We start from the raw sequence: 20,679 nt of genomic DNA, 5'->3' as shown, positions 1-20,679 counted from the left end.
GGAATTAAATTCCTCATTTTTTTATTATATATTTATTCTTTTTTTATGCTTCTTTTTTCTTGCTTACCATTGTTAAGCCTATCATTATAGCAACTATTCCAAGTAATGTTGCAGTTAATCCTACTCCTCCAACAAACTCTTGAACTTTACCAAGGAATATACCAACTATTCCAAAGTCACCATCTGAGAATGTTGAGTTAGCAAAACCTAAGTTTCCTAGTACAGGTAATAATGCTACTGGTAAGAATGAAATCATAACTCCATTTACAAATGAACCTATCATAGCACCTCTTCTACCACCTGTTGCATTACCAAATACTGCTGCAGTAGCTCCTGTAAAGAAGTGAGGAACAACACCTGGGATTATGATTACTAATCCTAATGCTCCTAATACTAACATTGATACTACTCCACCTAAGAATGAGAAGATAAATCCTAATAATACAGCATTTTGTGCATATGGGAATACTATAGGACAATCTAATGCTGGTTTTGAATTAGGAACTAACTTAGTTGAAATTCCTTTAAATGCAGGAACTATTTCATTAAGTACTAATCTAACACCATTTTGGATTAATATAAATCCAGCTGCGAAAGTTAATGCTTGAATCATTGAATAAACAATAAAGTTCTTTCCACCTGATAACTCTGTTTCTACAAATTCTGGACCTGCTGCTATAGCAACCCCAACATATAATACTAACATTGTAAGTGAAATTGAAACCACTGAATCTCTTAAGAAACTTAGAGATTTAGGAACTTTCATTTCTTCTGTTGATTTTGAACCTTTTCCTACTAATTTACCAATTATAGCTGATACTGCATAACCAATTCCTGAGAAGTGACCTAGTGCAACAGAATCATTTCCTGTAATTTTCTTCATGAACGGTTGTAATATAGCTGGTGATAAGATCATTATAAGACCTAATGCTAATGAACCTGTGAAGATTAAGTGAGCTCCACTCATTCCAGCTGATCCTAATATAACTGCTATCATACATGCCATAAATAATGTATGATGACCTGTTAAAAATATGTATTTATACTTTGTAAATCTTGCTATTATTATGTTAGCTATCATACCAAAAGTCATAATTAAAGCTGTGTTTGTTCCAAACTTGTCCATAGCCATTGCTACTACAGCTTCATTGTTAGGTATAACCCCTGATATATTAAATCCAGCTTCAAACATAACTCCAAATGGTTGTAATGATCCAACGATTACGCCTGCTGCTGATGCTATAACTACAAATCCAACCATTGCTTTTAATGTAGCTTTTACTATTGCATCAGCTGGTTTCTTTTGAAGTACTAATCCAACTAAAACTATAATACCTATTAATACTGCTGGTTCTGATAAAAAGTCTACTGCAACCTTTAAAATACCACCCATTATAATTCCTCCTAAGCTTAATAATTTACATATTTATTTTTTGGTAAAGTGGTAATTTAAATTACCACTTTACTTGTTTTAAAGACCTATTTTTTCTTGAATCTTTCTCTTTAATTCATCTCTATCTAATAAAGAGTCTAAAACTATAAGTTCTGGTAAGTGACTTGCACTATCTGCTAAATCTATTCCTGTTACAAATATATCTGCATCTGATGCTGTTACGTCAGCTAAAGATGTGTGACTTGCTTCATATTGATCATCTACGCCTAATTCTCTTAATACATCCGTAATGTTCATTTCCACCATAAAACTTGATCCTAAACCTGATCCACAAACTGCCATAATCTTTTTCATAATTAAAGTACCTCCTTGATTTCTTTTTCACATTTTGAATTTATTATTATATCTAATTTTTCTTTATTCATACAAACTTCTGCAATTTTTCTTAATAAATCTAAGTGTGAGTCATTGTCCTTTGCAGAAAGTGTAAAAAACACATTTATTTCTTTTCCTAAAAAATCTACTGGATTGTTAAGTTTTACAACACTAACACCCTCTTTTAAAGTTCCATCTTCTGGTCTTGCATGCGGCATTGCTACCCCATCAGCTATACAAAAATATGGGCCAAGATCTTCTATCTTTTTTAATATAGAATCATAATATCTTTTTTCCACAATTCCGTTTTCTTCTAATATATCGCAAGAAAGCTTTATAGCTTCTTTATAGTCCTCTACTCTATCAACAACTTTTACTAGCATTTATATTACCTCTCCTAAGTTATACTTTTTATTTCATCATAGTTTGCTGCATTTTTAAGTTTTTCTATATTCTGGTCTTTTGTAATTATTTCTAATAAGTTTACTAAATTCATATTCTCAGTTTTATTTGCTAATACAACCATAGCTTTAACTGGAACTTTGTTCTTACTGCCAAATTGTATCTCTGATTTAAGAGTTAATAATGCCATAGAATTTTCTAAAACATTATCTGGTGTAGCATGAACAAATGCTACTTTAGGTATAAATACCATGTAATTACCTAAGTTCTCTATAACTTTTATAATTTCTTTTGAATAATCTTTAGTTATCTTATTTTTATTTACTAATGGTTTTGTTGCTACTTCTATAGCTTCTTTCCAGTCATCAATATCTACATCTAATTGAGTAACATCTTGTGGTAATAACTTAATTATTTCACTTTCATTATCACTCTTAACTAAATCTATTAAATACTCACAATTTTTTTCATAACGTTTATTGTAAATTTCAGTTTTAATTTTATCTACATCGCTATTATCTAATAATGGGTTTACTTTTATAACCTTGTATTTATCCGCTTTAACTGGAATAGTGCTTACTATAAAGTCTATATCTGTATTTTCAAGTTCTTTATCAAGATCTTTTAATCTACATACATTTTTTATTTCTAATTCAGGAAGCATAGACCCTATTCTTACTTTTAAAAGACTTGATGTTGCTAATCCTCCATTACATACTAGTAAAATTTTATATGTAAATTTAGATTTTATATTTCTCTCAAATATAGCATCAAAGTACATTGCCATATATGCTATTTCTTCTTCTGGGAACTTTACACCTATGATGTCTTCTTTGCTTGATAGTATAGTTTCAGTTATTTGGTATATGAAAGACATCTTGTATTTTATTTCTTCTAACATAGGATTCTCTATAACTAAATTGTTTTTTATTCTATGAATTGCTACTTTTAAATGCATTGCTATTTGGCTTGTAAATTCTAAATCATTACTACAGTCTATATTAAGAGTTTTGCAAAGTTCATCTAATATTTCTTGTGTTATATTATTTACTTCTCCTCCAACAGCTCTTCTAGATCCATCAGATATTTTCAATAAATAACATATTTCTAAATCGTCTAAACTTAAGATTTCTTTTAAAACACTAAATTCTCTTCTTCTTATTAAACTGCTTTTTTCTTTTTCAGAATAATCAATTTTGAAATTATTATTATATCTATTTATTGATAGTAAAGTTATAATCTCTAATTCTTCTATTGATTCTTCAGAATATACTGTGCCTATGTTTTTTTCTACTTTCTCTATTTTTTCCTTAATAAAAGAATTTTTTAAGTTTGTTTCTTGCATTAATCTCTTTTTAATATCATGTTTCAGCTCATCACTTAATTTACTATATATACTGAAGAAAACATTTCTTATCTTTTCTTCATTGTCATTTATAGTTATTCCGTAATATGTTTTCTTTGAAACCTGTATATTATATTCTTCTAATTTAGCAGTTACTAATTTAAAATCTTGAACTAATGTATTCTTACTAACATCAACATCCTTAGCTAACTCTTCTATTGTCACTTTACCTTTTATAATTAAACTCAATATAATTACTGTTATTCTGTCATCAGAAGAATAAACTTTATAATCTTGTTCATTTATTACTTCTTGAATATTTTGACCATTTTTAAGAATTAATTTAATTCCTACTCTTGGCTTTCTTTCAAGAATTATATTTGATTCTTTCATTAAATCTTCAATAGAGTCTAAGTCATTCCTAATTGTTCTAGAACTAACTTCAAAAAACTTAGCAATACAATCAATTGTTACATATTCATCTTTTGATTCTAAAAAATTAATTATATCCTTCTGTCTCTTGTTAAGTGTAATCAACTTTTCCCTCCTCAAGCTACCTTATGTCATTATTGTAGTCGGTTTCATTAGTTTCTTCTATACCAATTTACTTCACGAATTGTGGCAACTTTTATAATATATTTAAATTTCAGTTTATACTTTAAGTACTTTTTATATTTTATTATATAGAATTTTGTCATTAAAATTTGTTTTTTGGAATCATAATTATACGATTTGTACTAAAAACAATATTCTATTAAACCAACAAATCTGTTTAATATTTATATTATCTTAATATTAATTAGATTTTATTAATATAGAAAATGGATACATCCTATTTAGTTAAAAATGATGTAGTGAATTAAAATATATATTGAAATTTCCCAGGAAATTTTTTCCTATTATTGATTTTCAATTTTTAATTTTTAATTTTTAAACTGTATTTCGGCGTAGTGTAATCTATGCCTAAGAAGTGTATATTTAAAACAGAGCCGATTTTTTAAATAAAATTATATACATCGTTATATAGCAAAAAAGCTATAGAGATGTTTCTTATCCCTATAGCCTTCTAAAATTTAAAATTATTTTCTTAAGTGTTATTGTTAAGGCACAATCAAATAAATAATTAAAAACTTAGTTTTACTACTATTTATATTGATATTAAATTTCTAAAATTAATACTTGATATCCTTGCAATGTTATTTTCTTGTCTTCAACATTTACTGTTTCATAATTATTAATTAATACGTTCTTATAACTTGATAGTTCAATTACTTGTTCATCTCTTTGATAATTAGCTACTAACATTAACTTCTTATCTAAGCTCTCTCTGTAAAAAGCAAAAATATTATTATGCTCTTCTAATGCTGGCTTAAACTCACCATATACTATAGCATCTTTAAATTTATCAGATTTTCTTAATTTTATAAGCTTTTTATAAAAACTAAGCACTGAATTTTCATCATCAATTTGTGATTCTGCATTAATTGATTTATAGTTTTCATTAACTTTAAGCCAAGGCTCTCCTTCTGTAAATCCTGCATTCTTGCTATCATTCCAATGGAATGGTGTTCTAGCATTATCTCTACTATATTTATTTACAATTTTTAGTGCTTCCTCATTATTATATCCATGTTCAATTGCAACATTATATTGACCTATTGTTGAAATATCATCAATTTCTTCTATTGAATTAAATCTATTATTTGACATTCCAAGCTCTTGACCTTGATAAATAAAAGGAATTCCTCTTAACATAAGTGATATAGCTGCCAACATCTTTTTACTATAATCATTACAATCTTCAGTAGGAAGATATCTGCTTACCCCTCTTGGCTCATCATGATTTTCAATAATATTTGCTTTAAATCCAATATCAGCTGTTTTTATTTGGCTATCAAAAATCGCCTTTCTTAATTCGTTTGGAGTAAAATCTCTATAACCATACCAACCCTTTTCATTTTCTCCTAGTATGTTCATACTAAAATCAAACATAGAAGAGAAATAACCATCTTTGCCTATAAATTTATAAAGCTCGCCTTCTTTTTCATTAAACACTTCTCCAACTGTAAAAGCATCAAACTTATCAAAAGTTTCTTCTTTTAATTCTTTAAGCATATCCCCAACACCTTCAGCTGCATCTAATATATTGTGCATACTGCAAAGTCCATCTTCTCTATCAGATGGGAAATCTTCAAATCTTAAATCCTTCTTTATATTAATAATCGCATCAATTCTAAATCCGGATAAACCCTTTTCAAGCCACCAATTAATCATGTCATATAATTTCTTTTTTAGTTTAGGATTTTCCCAATTTAAATCTGGTTGCTCCTTTGCAAATAAATGAAGATAGTATTTATTGCTGTTAGGTATCTTTTCCCATACATTTCCACCAAAATATGAACGCCAATTACAAGGTGGATTTCCATCTTTACCTTCTCTAAAATAGAAATAATCTGCAAATTCTCCCTCTGGATCTGCTATTGCTTTTTTAAACCATTCATGTTGATCTGAACAATGATTAACAACTAAATCCATTAATATATGCATATCTCTTTTCTTAGCTTCCTTTAATAATTCATCCATATCTTCCATTGTTCCAAATCTAGGATCTATATTATAATAATCAGAAATATCATATCCTTGGTCTACCATTGGAGAACAATAAACTGGAGAAATCCAAATTATATCTACCCCCAATTCTTTTAGATAATCAAGTTTATTAATAATTCCTCTTAAATCACCTATTCCATCTCCATTAGAATCATTAAAACTTTTAGGATATATTTGATATGCTACTTTGTCATGCCACCATTTTTTTATCATAATTATATTTAGTAAGAGATTTAAATATTTAAATTCATATAAATCTCTCACTAAAATTCACCTCCTCATAAGACTCTCGTTGTTTTACTATAATTATATAATACAATCTTAAATTTGAGTTTTCTTACGTATTAATGATTTAAAGTTACGTTTTTATGACTTTTTATTACCAAAATCTTTTCTGTATTTCATTGGATTTATTCCTGTATGCCTTTTAAATACCTTAATGAAATTCCCCATATTGTGAAATCCACACTCTAGACATATATCCATGACTTGCCTATTAGTTTCCCTTAACAGTTCTTTAGCCTTCTTTATTCTATATTCATTAACATATTCCATAGGCGTTTTACCAATCATCCTTTTGAAAAAACGGCAAAAGTATTGTTCATTCATATTAATTTGCTTAGCTAAATCTTTTATATGTATCTTTTCTGAATAATTATTTTGAATATAAGAAATAGCTGTTTTTATATAATCTACTCTATAATCTTTATTGTTATCATTCTCTTTTATAAGCAAATTATTTTCATATAGTATTGCTAAAATTTTTAATAAAGATGCTTTTATTTTTATTTGTGATGATAATTTTTCTGCAATATTACCTTCTGGATTTTGTGATATTTGTCCACTTATTTTATATGCGTCTAAAATCTCATAATACTCTTTTAAAATTTCTTCTCCATATTTTTCTTTCTTAAAAATAAAATGTGGCATCTTTAATTCACCATTTAATAATGGTTGAATTAATGAGCCTTGTATAGAATCAAACATATCAAAACTAAGCATTTTTAAATCAAAAACAATAGCACTTTCTTTGCACGGGTGATTTGATTTGATAAAATGAAGCTCCTCACTATTGATAAAACAAATAGCTTCTTCATGTACAACATGCTTATCCATATCTATTTCTACTTGAAATTCACCTTTTTTCATGTGAATTAACTCTAATTGATCATGCCAATGGTGTTTCACGATTAAATCTTCCGAATCACTTCCTGTATAGTAAAATGCACATGGAAAATTTACAGTTCCATGCTTTTTAATTTCCTTAAGTTGATTTTTTTCCATAATCTAACCTCTAACCCAAAATATAAATTATTTTTTTCACTACTTTTTATATAATTTTACCATATAAAAATATTTTAAATTTAGATTACTATAACATTAAATCAATATAATTATCTAATATAAAATTCTTTAATAGTATTAATTAAACTCTATAATATTAAATTTTTGTATAGTTGTTGCAATAATAAAAAGAGTAGTTATTTGTTTTAAAATACATTTGAAATATAATGCATTCTAAATCTAAAAACTACTCTCTCTTTTTTAATGTTATTTATTTATAACTGTTTTAGACATTTCAATCATTTGATCTTTATCAACATCATCATACCCCATATTCATAATGCTATATTGAATACCATTTTCATACCATCTTACAAATTGTGTATTAGATTCACTAATTTCATCAGCTCCAAATCCAATTTGCAAAGTTCCCTCTTGAATTAACTTTGATTCTTCTTCTGATTCTACGTAATCTACTGGTACAGCTTTATATTTAAAATTGTTGTAATATACCTTGATTCCATTGTACTCAGTAATATCTTTTTTATCTTCCGAATCTTTATTAAAATATTCTTCACTAATAGGTGTTGCTTCCAAAAATAAACTTTGATCTTTTCTAGCACCATCTTTTTTATAGCTGAAATTTGCATCTTTAGTTTTTAAAACTGAATCACCATTATCATTTTCTAATGAACTATCTGAAAAGTTAAATGATTCAAACTTAAATCCATTTGAAAATTCATCTACATATTTAGGACAATAGCCGACTGTTTTTTTAACTACATCTTCTGTTGGAAACTTATTAATTTCATTCATTCTAGAACTGCTTGAATTCCAGTGTAATCCTCCTGTTGCTGCAACACAAGTTGCAGTTGTTGCTATAAATAAAAGGCCTACTACTATCATGGTTTTCGCTTTTAAAAATCTAATTTTCATATTAAATAACACTCCCCTATCTTTTTCCTCTAAAATTCCAGCTCTAATTTTAAAAAACATATTTTCTGGAGCTGAAATTTCATCAGATTTTTTATTTAAACAATCTATAATTTTTTCATCTATGTTTTCATTTAATTTTCTGTCCATTAAACTTCACACTCCTTTGCTTTTGATATTTCACACTTTTTATCTTTTGATAAGGTTTCTTTTAATTTTTTTCTTGCAGTATAAAGCCTTGATTTTATCGTTCCCTCAAAGCATCCCATAATTTTTGCAATTTCCTTTACAGTTAATCCATTAAAATAAAAAAGTATTATCACTGTTTTTTGCTTTAAATCCAAATGCTCAATTTCAGCATGAAGTGTTTCTGCCTCTTGGTCTCTTATATATATATCAATTGATTTATCAATACTTTCATCATTTGCTTTTTCAAAAATATTTTCAAAAGGCAAAGCTTTTTTCTCTTTACCTACATGTTTCCAGGCAATTCTTGTTAGAATCTTAAAAAACCATGGTTTAAATTGTTCTATATTTTTTAGACTCTTAGCACTTAAATAACATTTTATAAATGCTTCTTGTACAATATCTTCACTAGTAAATTTATTACCTGTAATTAAATATGCATATTTTAATGATTGACTTTTGTATATTTCAAATATTTCGCCTAAAGCGTTAATATCACCAGACTGGATTTTTTGAACAAGTTCTTTTTCACTCACTTTTATATCTCCTTCCTTAAAGGCCTCTCTAGATGCATCTATATATAAGAGACTTTAACTTTAAAAATGGTTCATTTATAATAAAAGATTTTTTTTAATATTTTTTTAACTTTATATATTCATCTTACTTATAGTCTATTAAAATAAAATAAGACTTTTAAAACAAATAAAAAAGCGCTCTTTGATTATAAAATGTATTTAAATCATAGAGTACATTTTATTTCAAAGATAGCACTTTTAATTATATAGCTATAAAATTATTTTTATTGCGTATGTTATGTATTCATTATTATATAAATAATTTAATTATTAATATAAACAATGCTGAAAATATTGCTGTTATTGGAATAGTTAAAAACCATGCCCAAACTATTTGTTTCGCTACTCCCCATTTTACATTTTTAAATCTTTTAGATGCTCCAACCCCCATTATAGTTGTTGTTATTATATGTGTTGTACTTACTGGTGCATTAAATAATGTTGCTGTTAATATTACGCAAGCAGCACCAGTTTGAGCTGCAAATCCATTTACAGGAGTTAATTTTGCCATTCCACTTCCCATAGTTTTTATTATTTTTTTACCACCTATAGAAGTTCCAAGTGCCATTGATAATGCACAAATAAAAATTACCCATGTAGGCACTTCAAATGTACTTATTAATCCACCACTTAGTAACGCCATAGTTATTATTCCCATAGATTTTTGCGCATCATTTCCACCATGATTGAATGCCATAAATGCGCCAGCTAATACTTGTAATTTTAAAAATATCTTATTCACAACAGTTCTCGTATAAGACTTTAATACAAAATTTAATATTATCATTAATATATATCCAACTATAAATCCTATCACAGGTGAAAGAAATAACCATAAAATTACGCTGTGAAAAAGGTTGTACCAATTAACAACATTAAGAGTACTAGTATATGCAATTCCCGCTCCTACAAGTGCTCCTATTAAGGCATGAGATGAACTACTTGGAATTCCAAAATACCATGTTAGTAAATTCCAAATTATAGACGAAATTAATACACACATTATTACCCATTGTGGTATAGATGCATGGCTTACAATGTTCTCGCCAACTGTTTTTGCAACTGCTGTTCCCATAAAGGCACCGAAAAAATTAAATATACAACATATTATAATAGCTTGTTTAGGGGTAAGTGCCCTTGTAGTTATTGAAGTTGCAACTGCTGTAGCTGTATCATGGAAACCATTTATAAAGTCAAATGCTACTGCAAAAATTATTATTAGTATTGTTACAATTAACGAACTATGCATTTTTAATTACAACTCTTTCTACTATATTAGATACTTTTTCACAATTATCCACTGTGTCTTCTAAAATCTGATAGATTTCTTTCCACTTTATAATTGTTATAGGATCTCTCTCATGTTTAAATAATTGCTGTACAGTTTTTCTAAATATTTTATCTGCTTCACTTTCAATTTTACTTATATTCATGATTTTAGTATTTATATTTTTAGATTTACAGCCATGTATTTTTAACTCACTCATTAAAACTACAAGTTCTTTAGTAGCTTGTACTAACATATTACATATTTCTCTTAATTCTTCTGTACTTTCTGTTATATCAAACATTATAAATCTGTGAACTGTTGAATTAATGGAATCTAAAATATTATCCATTTCTTTTATGATTTCATATACATCTTCTCTGTCTATAGGTGTTATAAATGCATCATTTAATTCTTTAATTAAAGTGCGAACTAATTCATCACCAATGTTTTCTAATTCTGATGTATTCTTTACTTGTATCTCTCTCTTATCTAAACACTCCAAACTTTTTCTCAATTCAATAGCCGCTTCATTAACAATTTCAGCTGATTTTAATAACATCTGGTAAAATTTATCTTCTTTACAATTAAAATTAAACATTATTTCATCTCCTAGATTAATATAAAAATATTATATCTGATTTTAACCCCAAAATAATTATATTCCTTTTGTGGTAAATTTTTAAACTGGTTTGAGTAAAATTTTAGAAATTTAACATAGATTTAATATTTTATGTAAAGTATTTAACTTATAAACGCTAATAAGAGTCTATTATTTTGTATGTAAAATAATTACTTTTAAGTTTATTTATTATGTATTTTTATCCTAAAAAATAATAAATTAACTAATTATTTACATAATAACTGGTTTATTTTATTATTACCATAAATTATTTAATATAAAAACTAAAATTCAATGTCTAAATTTGTGGTAAAAAAATCCTTAAATGATACTTGCTAGAAATTTAAATCTGTAGTATCATTCAATTGTGGTAGCAATATTAACCATAATTGAATAATATTTTATAGTAAGAGAGTTTATTGATCGCTATTTTTAAAGATGCATTTTTTGCCTTTATTAATAGCGCTTTTTTAATTTTATTATTACGAATTAAATGAAAACGTTTAGGAGTGGTATTAATGAAAAAAACACGTAAATTAGTAGCTTTAGCTACTGCATTAGTTTTAAGTGTAGGTCTTGTTGTTTGTGGACAAGTGAGCTGTAATGCAGCAACAATCTCAGCTTCAAGAGAAGCAAATCAAAGTATTAATAAGTCTGATAAAATAATAATTGCTCATAGAGGAGCTTCAGGTTACTTACCAGAACATACTTTAGAAGCATATTCTTTAGCATATGCAATGGGAGTAGATTATATAGAAGCAGATGTTAATATTACTAAAGATGGTGTTCCAGTAGTAATGCATGACACGCATCTAGATACAACAACTAATGTAGCTGAGCTTTATCCAAACAGAAAACGTGCTGATGGAAGATACTATATAGTTGACTTTACTTTAAAAGAAATTAAAAACCTTACTGTGCATGAACGTATAGACCTTGATACAGGAAATGCTGTTTTCAAAGATAGATTTCCTCTAGGAAGTTCTCATTTTGAGGTACCTACTTTAGAAGAAGAAATTCAATTAATACAAGGACTTAACAAGAGTACAGGACGTAATGTGGGAATATATCCTGAATTAAAATTCCCTAAATTCTATAAAGAAAATGGACATGATATTGGAGCTATCACTTTAAAAATGCTTGATAAATATGGTTACAACCAAAAAGATGCTAAATGTTATATTCAATGTTTTGACCCAACTTATTTAAAGAGCTTTAAAGAAACATTAAACCCTAAATGTAAATTAGTTCAATTAATAGGTCATTCAGATTGGGAAGATAATGAAGGCGATGATGTTCCATACATGCTTTCTGCTAAGGGATTAAAAGAAATTGCAAAATTTGCTGATGGCGTAGGCCCATGTACAGATCAAATATTAGATGAAAACGGAAATCAAAAGAAGAGTGCTTTAGTTGCTAATGCAAACTTTGTAAAAGATTCACATGCTAATAATCTTGAAATACATCCATATACAGTGCGTAAAGATGATCTACCAAAATACGCTAAAGATGCAGATCAATTCATTAGAAAATTATTATTTGAAGTTAATGTAGATGGTTTATTTACAGATTTCGCTGATATCGGAGTAAAGGCTAAAAGCGAAGGACCAATTAAATAATTTAAATAAATGTTTATACTTTAGTCACGTATTAATCCATGTATAAGTATACCTGAACAGGCTAAATAAAAACAAGTTACCGATAGTTTAGGTTTTTCTTCTAACTATCGGTAATTTTTATATGTATTACAACAAACTTATCATATACTTATATTCTATCTAGCTTGTTGAGTTCTACCACTTTGTCTCTTTCCTTGCTGACTACCATTGCCTTGGCTTCTTCTTTTATCAGCATACCAATTTCTTCTTGGTTTTTTATTAGCATCAGTAGTCTTCTTATCTGCTTCTTTCTTTTGAGCTGGTTCTCTAGTTATAACTATTCTTTCAAATTCAACATTCTTCATTACAGGAATGTTTTTTCCTATTGTCTTTTCAATATCCTTAAGTGCACTTTTTTCATCAACATCACAAAACGATATTGCTACACCACTATGTCCAGCTCTACCAGTTCTTCCAATTCTATGTACATAAGTTTCTGGTACGTCAGGTAAATCATAATTTATAACATGTGATAATCCATCTACATCGATTCCTCTTGCAGCTATATCAGTTGCTACTAAAACCCTTATTTTCCCCTCTTTAAAATTGCTTAAAGCAAGTTGTCTTGCATTTTGAGACTTATTACCGTGAATTGCTTGAGACTCAGTTCCAGTCTTAGCAAGATCTTTTACAATATTATTTGCTCCATATTTTGTTCTTGAAAATACTAATAATGACTTAATAGATTCATCTTTAAGAAGATGAACAAGTAAAGACTTCTTATCTTTCTTTGTAACAAAATATACTCCTTGAGTAATAGTATCTATAGTTGATGAAACAGGTGCTACTTCAACTTTTACTGGATCTTTAAGAATACTGTTTACTAAGCTCTTAACTTCTGAAGGCATAGTCGCAGAGAATAAAAGATTTTGTCTAACCTTTGGTAACTTAGCTACTATTTTCTTAACATCACGAACCATTCCCATATCAAACATACGGTCAGCTTCATCTAACACAAAATGTTTAACATTACTTAAATCAATATATTTTTGATCTATTAAATCAAGTAATCTACCTGGTGTTGCAATTAAGATATCTACTCCCTCACCTAATATTCTAGTTTGGGGTTTTTGTGATACTCCACCAAAGATTACTGTATTTTTAATATTAGTATGCTTACTATAAAGAGTAAAATTCTCTTCTATTTGAATTGCTAATTCTCTAGTTGGAGCTAATATTAAAGCTTTTATTGTTCTTGGTTCATCTGATTTCTTTTGATTTTTTGCTATGTTTTGTAAAACAGGAATAGCAAAAGCTGCTGTCTTACCTGTACCTGTTTGTGCACATCCTAGAAAATCTTTTCCCTTTAATAATGATGGAATTGATTGTTCTTGTATTGGTGTTGGATTTGTGTATCCCGCTTCTGTTAAAGCTTTCTGAATTGGTTCTATTATATTTAAATCTTTAAATAACATCTTTTCTCCTTTTTAGGGCATTATACAAATTCACTGCCCTCATAAATTATATTATTAAAATAAACTCTTATATTTATTTCTTTACAAAAAACAAAGAAAGACACTAGCTATATGTAAGTAACAAACCCATACTTATAGCGAGAGTCTCTCATAATTATTATACAATTATTTTAGTAAAATAGCATCATTTATTTATAATATCCTCAGAAACAATAAAAAACTTTTATTGAACTAATGTCAGATTTTATCTTTACTAATTACTGATATGGTATATTTTTTAATTCTATAGAATCAACTACTTTTGTAGTTTTATCAAAATAAATTTCCATCTTTTGACCATATTCCCCAATATCGCTTGTAAAGTAATTAACAAAACCAGCTTCATTCATATAATCTACTTTTGGCTTACCATATGCATTTATAACATCATCATAAGTTGAATTTAAAGTAATACCTTTAGGTAATACAACAGTGTTCTTATAAGGTTCTTTACTTTTTTTAATTTTGATTTCACCAATTTTAGCATCATCTAACTTCACTGTTGTTCCACTATTATTATAAATTGTTACCCTAATTCTAGTATCCTCACCTTTTTTTCCATCATCCATTATTATATCATCTACATAATAATCATTTTCTAATTCTTGTGACTTATGATCATAATCATTAAATTTAAATCCATTATCAGCCAACGTTTTTACATTAATAGGCAATGATAACTTGACCCCATTCAAGTTAATATCTCCAGATAAAGGATCTTCTTTCATTTGTTCTGCATATGTTTTTGTATCCTGATCTGTTAATTCTTTTACTTTACTGCCTCCACTACACCCTACTATTAATAGAGTGCAAATTACTCCGCAAAAAAAGGCTATTACTTTTTTTTTCATTTGCTATCTACCCCTTCTTAAATTAGTATATATTTTTATTCCGGAAACAATTATACCACAATAATGTATATATTACATATTATATTATTATATGTAATATATACATTATTGTGGATTTTAGTTGGTAATTTGCCTTACTATTATATCTTAAGATATTCTCTAATTTTTGTTCATAAAAGTAGCTTTAACCAAGTAATATCTACAAAATTAGGTGTCAACTTAAAGCTGACACCTATTAACCATTTTGGACTTATCAAAGAAATAAAATAATAATTTATTTCTTAGTACCTTTTTCACTAATTTTTTCTAGAGCCTTTTCTGGAACATTATGCTTTTCAACTACATTGGTATCTAATTCAATAGTTTTGCTTACATCTACTTTAATATAAGTTCCTGGTTCATAGTAATCTTTAGCAGTACCTCGTTTGAAAAAATGAACTTCTCTTTCTTTTCCTTCTTTATTAAATCCAATTAAATCATATGATTTTCCTTTTTCTTGCTTTTCACCTTTATTATCAACTAACCATGAATCCTCATTTACTTCATCTAATGGTATTTGAGTGTAATATGTATCTGAAACAACATATCTACTATTATAGTATCCTTTGGCCCAAAATGCTCCAGATATAATGATTACTATAGCAATAATTCCTATTATTTTTTTCATAATTATTCCTCCTAAAATTCTAATTCTTTTTTTCTAAACATTATTATTGTAATAATGGTAGGTAATACAATATATACCAAAATTCCTGCTATGATTAAAAAGTCAAAACTTCCTGTTTCAATGAAAGATAATTTTTCTTTATATAAAATTATTGTATACATGAATTTAGTCAAGTCCCCAATTGAATTTATAATAAAACCTTGCCCTAAAATAGTCGCTAAAATTAGCATAACAGTCTTTGATGATAACAGAACGTAGAATATAGTACCTATCATTGCATTTTGTGAATAATAAACTAATATAGTTGACATACTGATATATCCAATAATTCTTAATGCTTCTGCGCCAACGCCTAAAATAATTGTAAATATTTCTTTACTTGATAAAGACATTTTTAAAAATATTGGAATAACTAAAATCACAATTCCCAACAATAATGCTGATAAGAGTGAAAGTATAGCCACTTCAATAATTTTTGTTAAAACAACTTTACTTCTTGAAATTCCATATCCAATGGCAATCTGCATAGACTTGCTTTTAAAATCATCATAATAAATTGATAAAAAAATAGAAAGTCCCATAACCAATGGAAAGAAACCTAAAAATGTATCTGTTTTTTCAAGATATGCATTCTGATTAAATGTTGGATTATAATATATAAAAATCATTAGTAGAAACAATCCAATAAATCCACCTAGTGTATAAATAAATGATTGCTTACGACTAATCCTACGAATATCAGCTAGAATATAATTAATCATTTTATTTTCCCTCCCACAAGTTCAAAGTAATAATCTTCTAAAGTTTTAGTAGAAGATTTTTCTGCTAAAATTTCAATATGATTTGACTTTAAAATTTCTCTAGTTCTATCTATGTCATTTACACTTATTTGGATAGTATCTGATTCACTTTTTAAATCGTCTAGAGTAATTTCACGTAATACTTTTCCTTCATGCACAATGCCAAATCTATTTGCAGTATGTTCAAGTTCACCTAATATATGTGAGGAAACAATAATTGTCATTCCATATTCCTGATTCAGTTGTTTTACCAGATTTCTAATATCTACAATTCCTTGAGGGTCAAGTCCATTTGTCGGCTCATCCAATATAAGAATCTCTGGATTTCCAAGTAATGCACTTGCAATTCCTAATCGTTGTTTCATTCCCATTGAAAAAGATTTGTATTTTGCTTTAGTAGTATTCAATCCAACTATTTTAAGGACTCGTTCTATTTCCTTCTTATCCTTAATACCTTTTAATTTACGATAATATTGTAAATTTTCTTTTGCATCAAGATAGTCAAAAAAGTTTTTTCCTATAAAAAAACCTATTTTTTTTCTATTAGTTAATAGTTCAGAATAATTCTTACTGTTTTTGATAGACAACTCTCCATCTGAAAAATCTGATAAACCAAGGATTATTTTAAAAATAGTTGTCTTACCTGCACCATTTTTTCCTATTAAACCATATATCTCTCCTTTTTTTACATGCAAGTTTAAATCTTTGGTAACATGAAAATCACCATAATATTTATTAATGTGTTTTAATTTAATCATAATAACTCCTTTATTTATTCTCAAAAACTTTTCAATTCTAGTCATACTTTGTTCATAATCTTCAAAATTTGTACAAAATACTAGCGTTTCATTTTTATAAATTTCTATACTTATATATTTATCTTCAATATCAATAAATTTGATAGTTATCTCTCTTGGTACATGAAGTAGATTTACTATTTGTCTAATATTATATATTTTGAATAAACTTCAATCTTTAATATAAGCTTAAATAAACCTTAATTCCTAAAAATCATTGCAAAAACCCACAAGGCTTACCCAATTAATATCTTGCTAAAATATTTTTTAATTTTCTCTTGTGCTTTTATTTTTTACTTTAGGTGTAAGATAAACCATACTCTAGCTATCTTTTTTATAAGCTATTAAATTTATTTTATTATATCTATCTAATAAAAAACCGTATCACTTATTTGTGATACGGTTCTCCATTACTTATTCTAAATGAGGTTTTTCCAATTAATATCCACATATTCATTCTACATAATTATGGTATAATATCCAAGTTAGAATATAGAAATGTCGTAGTAGGATGGCTACGGGGGTTTTGAACATTTTATCGTCCTTGGACTATTGTAGAATTAACTATAAAAAGCTTTGTTACTATTTATATTATTAAATTAGTTTTAAAACATAATCTTTTTATTTCTAAGTTAATTATCAAGATTAAATTTCTTGGTATTCATAGAAAGCTTAATGGCAAAGAGAAAAAGCACCCATCCCACAAAGAATAGTGTACTTTACTCTTAATTAAATTTATTTAATTAATTCAATAGCCCTAAAACAAAATAAATGTTCTAATTCTTCATTTTTTAATATTAAATGTTTTTAAGTGTTTCTATTATCTCATTTTCATATATTCCACCATGATAACATATGATTCTATCAATATCATAATTCAAAAATTTTTTAATAGACCTTTTAGCCTCTTCTATATCGAAAGTATACTGAGGTAATGCAATATCTAAATTTCCATTTTCTACAACCAAAGCATCTCCAGTTATTAATGATTTGCTTTCTTTGTGATAAATAGATATGTGACCTAGCATATGTCCAGGTGTAGCTATTATTTCAATTCCTCCACAAAACTCTAAATAATCTTTATCTTTTAATGTTATATCTACATTACAACTTTCTACTGCTTCAAGGATTTTATGAAAATGATTAGCTTGCTCTTTTTGATTTTCTGTTAAAGAATCATATATACTTTCAGCTTGTTGTAGTCTTAACGATTTTTTACTAGCATTAATATATGGTTCCTCTTCTTTAGATGCTAATATCTGTATATTAGGATATTGTCTCTTAAATTCTGCTAACGCTCCCATATGGTCAAAATCATGATGCGTTATAATTATTTTAGATAAATTTTTTATGTTGACTCCATTATTTATTGCAACCTTCTCTATCAATCTAAGAAAATCAGGGTATCCACAATCTATTAATACCATTTCATTTTCATCTTCTAATATTACAGGGTAAATAGTATCCTTTTTGTTACCAAATTTGAAAGACAATTCTAATATGCTTATCTTACTCATGTTAATTCCTCCTAATAATAATTTAATTATTTAAATAGTATCATGCGTTTTAAAAATATAGTTAGTCTATAAACATTTCTGTATTATTTATTCCTACATACTAAGTGCTTTATTTATAATACATTTTATATTCCCTAATAATTTTCCTAATACTATTTTCAGTAAGATAATATTTATTTGCTAATTCCTTAACTGAACTTCCATTATTAAAGCTATTGTAAATTTGTATATTTCTTTCTATTAATTCATTTTTAAATCCACTATTTTCTCCCCAGTTTTTCCTATTTTCATCTTTTCTAGGTATATATAAATAACTTCCATCAACGTACTGTTGAATTATCTTAATAATTTCCTTAGGTAATATATTTTGTGCATTTTTATATTTCATAGCCTTTGCTCCTATTTAATATTATATTTTTTTAATATTAAAGCAAAAACTGCACAAAAATACTTTGATTAAATCTCTCTTTTAAAGCAGCTCCTAACAAAATATGTTCTGTGCTATTACAGTCTTTGCTTGGAGCTTAATGCAATAACTAGTTTTTGTGTTAAGTTTTTCATATGTTCTCTCCTAACTATTGATTTATATATTTACTAAATCTTAAACTCTAAATACTAATTATTCAACAGTCCAATTTCAGTAAAAACCTCACTTATTTGTGATACGGTTCTCCGTATCAGTTACAAATGAGGTTTATTCTATTTACTCCCCTTATAGTTCTCTCTTATAAATGGTTCTTGAACCTTCTTATCTAATAACTCTTTATAATTTCCAACTTTCCTATATGCATTTCCCTACGTTTCCCTTTAATAAACTTTTTACATCCTATACCTATCTACTTCTCTTTGTACTTTATATAGTTTCAATCTCAACTTTTATTGCTGTAGCACCTTCTAGTTGAATCCAGTTTAAATTCGCTTTGAATTCTGTAGTAACCTTATCTAAATTACATATATTTTCTATAACATACGCTCCTTTATTTTCAACATATTTGTCTATTGCTACGTGAGCTTTACCATGTTGTATTCCACTTAAGTCAATACCTATTAATTTTATATTACACTCTAATAATTTATCTATAAGCTCATTAGTTAAATATGGACTTGCTTTAGAATTAAAATATTCTTCACTTCCATATCCATAATTTTCTAAATATCCGGTTCTAAATATTACGAAAGAATTTTTTTTAATTGATATACTGTCTAATATATCAATATCTATAATATCTAGATTTCTAACATCTATTACAGTAACATCTATTTCTACTGGTAACTCTATATTTGATAGATTGTAGCAATCTATATGCGTTCCTATATGTTGTCTTTGATGTGCTGGTTGTGAGTCTCCCCATTTTAATATTTTCTTTGGAATATTAAATTCCGTTAAATGTAAATTCATATTATATATCTCCTTCTGATTCTATTATTTCATCTAAATAGTTATTAAATTTTATTAAGAAACTAGCTACAATTTCTTGGTCTTGCTTAGTTATGCTTTTAAAAAATTTATTATTTCTTTCTTCCCACTGCTTATGTTTTATTTCATGATATTTGTATAATTTTTCTCCCAATTCTGTTAACTTAAAATATATTTCTTTATCATTCTTAGGCTTTTTATATTTATCAATAAGGTTATTATTCAAAAGTTTTTTGCACAATTTACTTATTGCACCTCTCGTCATATTCATACTTTGAGATATTTTAGTAACATTAGGATCTTTTATTTTTCCTATAAAATCTAAACAATGTATTTCTGAAACTCCATAATTTTCATATTCACCTTTAAATGCTAATTTTCCTAGAGTTTCTTCCTTTTCATATATATTTTTTAAACTCTTCATAATAATATTATTATCCACTTAAAAAACCTCCTTTAGAGTTCTAACTAAACAGTCTTTATGATTTTTGTTTCCTTGGAAATAATATTATAATATTTTTGTTTC

Annotated in this window: 20 protein-coding genes; 1 reads left to right on the top strand and 19 read right to left on the bottom strand. The window is 27.0% G+C overall.

The window, feature by feature from the left end:
- Positions 1-43: 43 nt before the first annotated feature.
- From ulaA to NG901_RS15255, 10 genes are all read right to left on the bottom strand, one after another.
- A complete protein-coding gene (ulaA, locus tag NG901_RS15300; RefSeq protein WP_252216460.1) occupies positions 44-1,393 on the bottom strand; it encodes a PTS ascorbate transporter subunit IIC in 1,350 nt (449 codons plus the stop codon).
- Positions 1,394-1,471: 78 nt separating this feature from the next.
- The gene (locus tag NG901_RS15295) at positions 1,472-1,747 is read right to left on the bottom strand and encodes a PTS sugar transporter subunit IIB (protein ID WP_053341758.1); all 276 of its coding nucleotides are present in this window, start codon (positions 1,745-1,747) and stop codon (positions 1,472-1,474) included.
- A 2-nt stretch (positions 1,748-1,749) separates the two neighbouring features.
- Positions 1,750-2,151 (bottom strand): PTS sugar transporter subunit IIA, encoded by a 402-nt coding sequence (locus NG901_RS15290; protein WP_252216458.1) that lies wholly within the window; start codon positions 2,149-2,151, stop codon positions 1,750-1,752.
- Positions 2,152-2,165: 14 nt separating this feature from the next.
- On the bottom strand, positions 2,166-4,052 hold the full coding sequence (locus NG901_RS15285; RefSeq protein ID WP_252216454.1) for a BglG family transcription antiterminator: 1,887 nt from the start codon (positions 4,050-4,052) through the stop codon (positions 2,166-2,168).
- 621 nt (positions 4,053-4,673) lie between these two features.
- Positions 4,674-6,338, bottom strand: a complete 1,665-nt coding sequence (locus NG901_RS15280) for an alpha-glucosidase (protein ID WP_252216496.1) — start codon at positions 6,336-6,338, stop codon at positions 4,674-4,676.
- A gap of 153 nt (positions 6,339-6,491) precedes the next feature.
- Positions 6,492-7,409, bottom strand: coding sequence for a helix-turn-helix domain-containing protein (locus NG901_RS15275; protein ID WP_252216451.1), 918 nt, complete (start codon positions 7,407-7,409; stop codon positions 6,492-6,494).
- A gap of 267 nt (positions 7,410-7,676) precedes the next feature.
- Complete coding sequence (locus tag NG901_RS15270; protein ID WP_252216448.1) at positions 7,677-8,492, bottom strand: hypothetical protein; 816 nt, start codon at positions 8,490-8,492, stop codon at positions 7,677-7,679.
- A complete protein-coding gene (locus NG901_RS15265) occupies positions 8,492-9,064 on the bottom strand; it encodes an RNA polymerase sigma factor (protein ID WP_252216445.1) in 573 nt (190 codons plus the stop codon). Before NG901_RS15265 ends, NG901_RS15270 begins: the two co-directional genes overlap by 1 nt.
- A gap of 289 nt (positions 9,065-9,353) precedes the next feature.
- Positions 9,354-10,352, bottom strand: a complete 999-nt coding sequence (locus tag NG901_RS15260) for an inorganic phosphate transporter (RefSeq protein WP_252216443.1) — start codon at positions 10,350-10,352, stop codon at positions 9,354-9,356.
- Positions 10,345-10,971, bottom strand: coding sequence for a DUF47 domain-containing protein (locus NG901_RS15255; protein WP_252216442.1), 627 nt, complete (start codon positions 10,969-10,971; stop codon positions 10,345-10,347). Before NG901_RS15255 ends, NG901_RS15260 begins: the two co-directional genes overlap by 8 nt.
- A gap of 539 nt (positions 10,972-11,510) precedes the next feature.
- Here NG901_RS15255 and glpQ point away from each other — a divergent pair.
- The gene (glpQ, locus tag NG901_RS15250; protein ID WP_252216441.1) at positions 11,511-12,611 is read left to right on the top strand and encodes a glycerophosphodiester phosphodiesterase; all 1,101 of its coding nucleotides are present in this window, start codon (positions 11,511-11,513) and stop codon (positions 12,609-12,611) included.
- A 155-nt stretch (positions 12,612-12,766) separates the two neighbouring features.
- On the opposite strand, the gene NG901_RS15245 is transcribed toward glpQ, so the two are convergent.
- The 9 genes from NG901_RS15245 to NG901_RS15205 all read right to left on the bottom strand — a co-directional run bounded on the left by NG901_RS15245 (position 12,767) and on the right by NG901_RS15205 (position 20,577).
- Complete coding sequence (locus tag NG901_RS15245) at positions 12,767-14,065, bottom strand: DEAD/DEAH box helicase (RefSeq protein WP_252216440.1); 1,299 nt, start codon at positions 14,063-14,065, stop codon at positions 12,767-12,769.
- 257 nt (positions 14,066-14,322) lie between these two features.
- Positions 14,323-14,955, bottom strand: coding sequence for a hypothetical protein (locus NG901_RS15240; RefSeq protein WP_252216439.1), 633 nt, complete (start codon positions 14,953-14,955; stop codon positions 14,323-14,325).
- A 274-nt stretch (positions 14,956-15,229) separates the two neighbouring features.
- Positions 15,230-15,622: a YxeA family protein gene (locus tag NG901_RS15235; protein ID WP_252216437.1), complete on the bottom strand. Its 393-nt coding sequence runs from the start codon at positions 15,620-15,622 to the stop codon at positions 15,230-15,232.
- Positions 15,623-15,633: 11 nt separating this feature from the next.
- Positions 15,634-16,383 carry a hypothetical protein gene (locus tag NG901_RS15230; protein ID WP_252216435.1) on the bottom strand — a complete coding sequence of 250 codons (750 nt, stop codon included), beginning with the start codon at positions 16,381-16,383 and terminating at the stop codon, positions 15,634-15,636.
- A complete protein-coding gene (locus NG901_RS15225) occupies positions 16,380-17,204 on the bottom strand; it encodes an ABC transporter ATP-binding protein (RefSeq protein ID WP_252216433.1) in 825 nt (274 codons plus the stop codon). The genes NG901_RS15230 and NG901_RS15225 overlap by 4 nt, the downstream gene beginning before the upstream one ends.
- Positions 17,205-18,016: 812 nt before the next feature.
- Complete coding sequence (locus NG901_RS15220; protein ID WP_252216431.1) at positions 18,017-18,736, bottom strand: MBL fold metallo-hydrolase; 720 nt, start codon at positions 18,734-18,736, stop codon at positions 18,017-18,019.
- Between the two features lie 109 nt (positions 18,737-18,845).
- Positions 18,846-19,124 (bottom strand): CD3324 family protein, encoded by a 279-nt coding sequence (locus NG901_RS15215; RefSeq protein WP_252216429.1) that lies wholly within the window; start codon positions 19,122-19,124, stop codon positions 18,846-18,848.
- 465 nt (positions 19,125-19,589) lie between these two features.
- Positions 19,590-20,135, bottom strand: coding sequence for a cyclase family protein (locus NG901_RS15210; protein ID WP_252216427.1), 546 nt, complete (start codon positions 20,133-20,135; stop codon positions 19,590-19,592).
- Between the two features lies 1 nt (position 20,136).
- Positions 20,137-20,577 (bottom strand): MarR family transcriptional regulator, encoded by a 441-nt coding sequence (locus NG901_RS15205; RefSeq protein ID WP_286673980.1) that lies wholly within the window; start codon positions 20,575-20,577, stop codon positions 20,137-20,139.
- Between the last annotated feature and the right edge of the window lie 102 nt (positions 20,578-20,679).

It is taken from the genome of Clostridium sp. CMCC3677, from assembly GCF_023845585.1.
Lineage (GTDB): Bacteria > Bacillota > Clostridia > Clostridiales > Clostridiaceae > Clostridium > Clostridium aquiflavi.
The sequence above is the reverse complement of the archived record's forward strand: the minus strand, read 5'-3'. Positions and strand labels throughout refer to the sequence as shown.

Excerpts from the sequence above, each read along its gene's own strand:
- ulaA (WP_252216460.1), bottom strand. The coding sequence starts at position 1,393 with ATGGGTGGTATTTTAAAGGTTGCAGTAGACTTTTTATCAGAACCAGCA.
- NG901_RS15295 (WP_053341758.1), bottom strand. The coding sequence starts at position 1,747 with ATGAAAAAGATTATGGCAGTTTGTGGATCAGGTTTAGGATCAAGTTTT.
- NG901_RS15290 (WP_252216458.1), bottom strand. The coding sequence starts at position 2,151 with ATGCTAGTAAAAGTTGTTGATAGAGTAGAGGACTATAAAGAAGCTATA.
- NG901_RS15280 (WP_252216496.1), bottom strand. The coding sequence starts at position 6,338 with ATGATAAAAAAATGGTGGCATGACAAAGTAGCATATCAAATATATCCT.
- NG901_RS15275 (WP_252216451.1), bottom strand. The coding sequence starts at position 7,409 with ATGGAAAAAAATCAACTTAAGGAAATTAAAAAGCATGGAACTGTAAAT.
- NG901_RS15270 (WP_252216448.1), bottom strand. The coding sequence starts at position 8,492 with ATGGACAGAAAATTAAATGAAAACATAGATGAAAAAATTATAGATTGT.
- NG901_RS15260 (WP_252216443.1), bottom strand. The coding sequence starts at position 10,352 with ATGCATAGTTCGTTAATTGTAACAATACTAATAATAATTTTTGCAGTA.
- NG901_RS15255 (WP_252216442.1), bottom strand. The coding sequence starts at position 10,971 with ATGTTTAATTTTAATTGTAAAGAAGATAAATTTTACCAGATGTTATTA.
- glpQ (WP_252216441.1), top strand. The coding sequence starts at position 11,511 with ATGAAAAAAACACGTAAATTAGTAGCTTTAGCTACTGCATTAGTTTTA.
- NG901_RS15245 (WP_252216440.1), bottom strand. The coding sequence starts at position 14,065 with ATGTTATTTAAAGATTTAAATATAATAGAACCAATTCAGAAAGCTTTA.
- NG901_RS15240 (WP_252216439.1), bottom strand. The coding sequence starts at position 14,955 with ATGAAAAAAAAAGTAATAGCCTTTTTTTGCGGAGTAATTTGCACTCTA.
- NG901_RS15235 (WP_252216437.1), bottom strand. The coding sequence starts at position 15,622 with ATGAAAAAAATAATAGGAATTATTGCTATAGTAATCATTATATCTGGA.
- NG901_RS15230 (WP_252216435.1), bottom strand. The coding sequence starts at position 16,383 with ATGATTAATTATATTCTAGCTGATATTCGTAGGATTAGTCGTAAGCAA.
- NG901_RS15220 (WP_252216431.1), bottom strand. The coding sequence starts at position 18,736 with ATGAGTAAGATAAGCATATTAGAATTGTCTTTCAAATTTGGTAACAAA.
- NG901_RS15215 (WP_252216429.1), bottom strand. The coding sequence starts at position 19,124 with ATGAAATATAAAAATGCACAAAATATATTACCTAAGGAAATTATTAAG.
- NG901_RS15210 (WP_252216427.1), bottom strand. The coding sequence starts at position 20,135 with ATGAATTTACATTTAACGGAATTTAATATTCCAAAGAAAATATTAAAA.
- NG901_RS15205 (WP_286673980.1), bottom strand. The coding sequence starts at position 20,577 with ATGAAGAGTTTAAAAAATATATATGAAAAGGAAGAAACTCTAGGAAAA.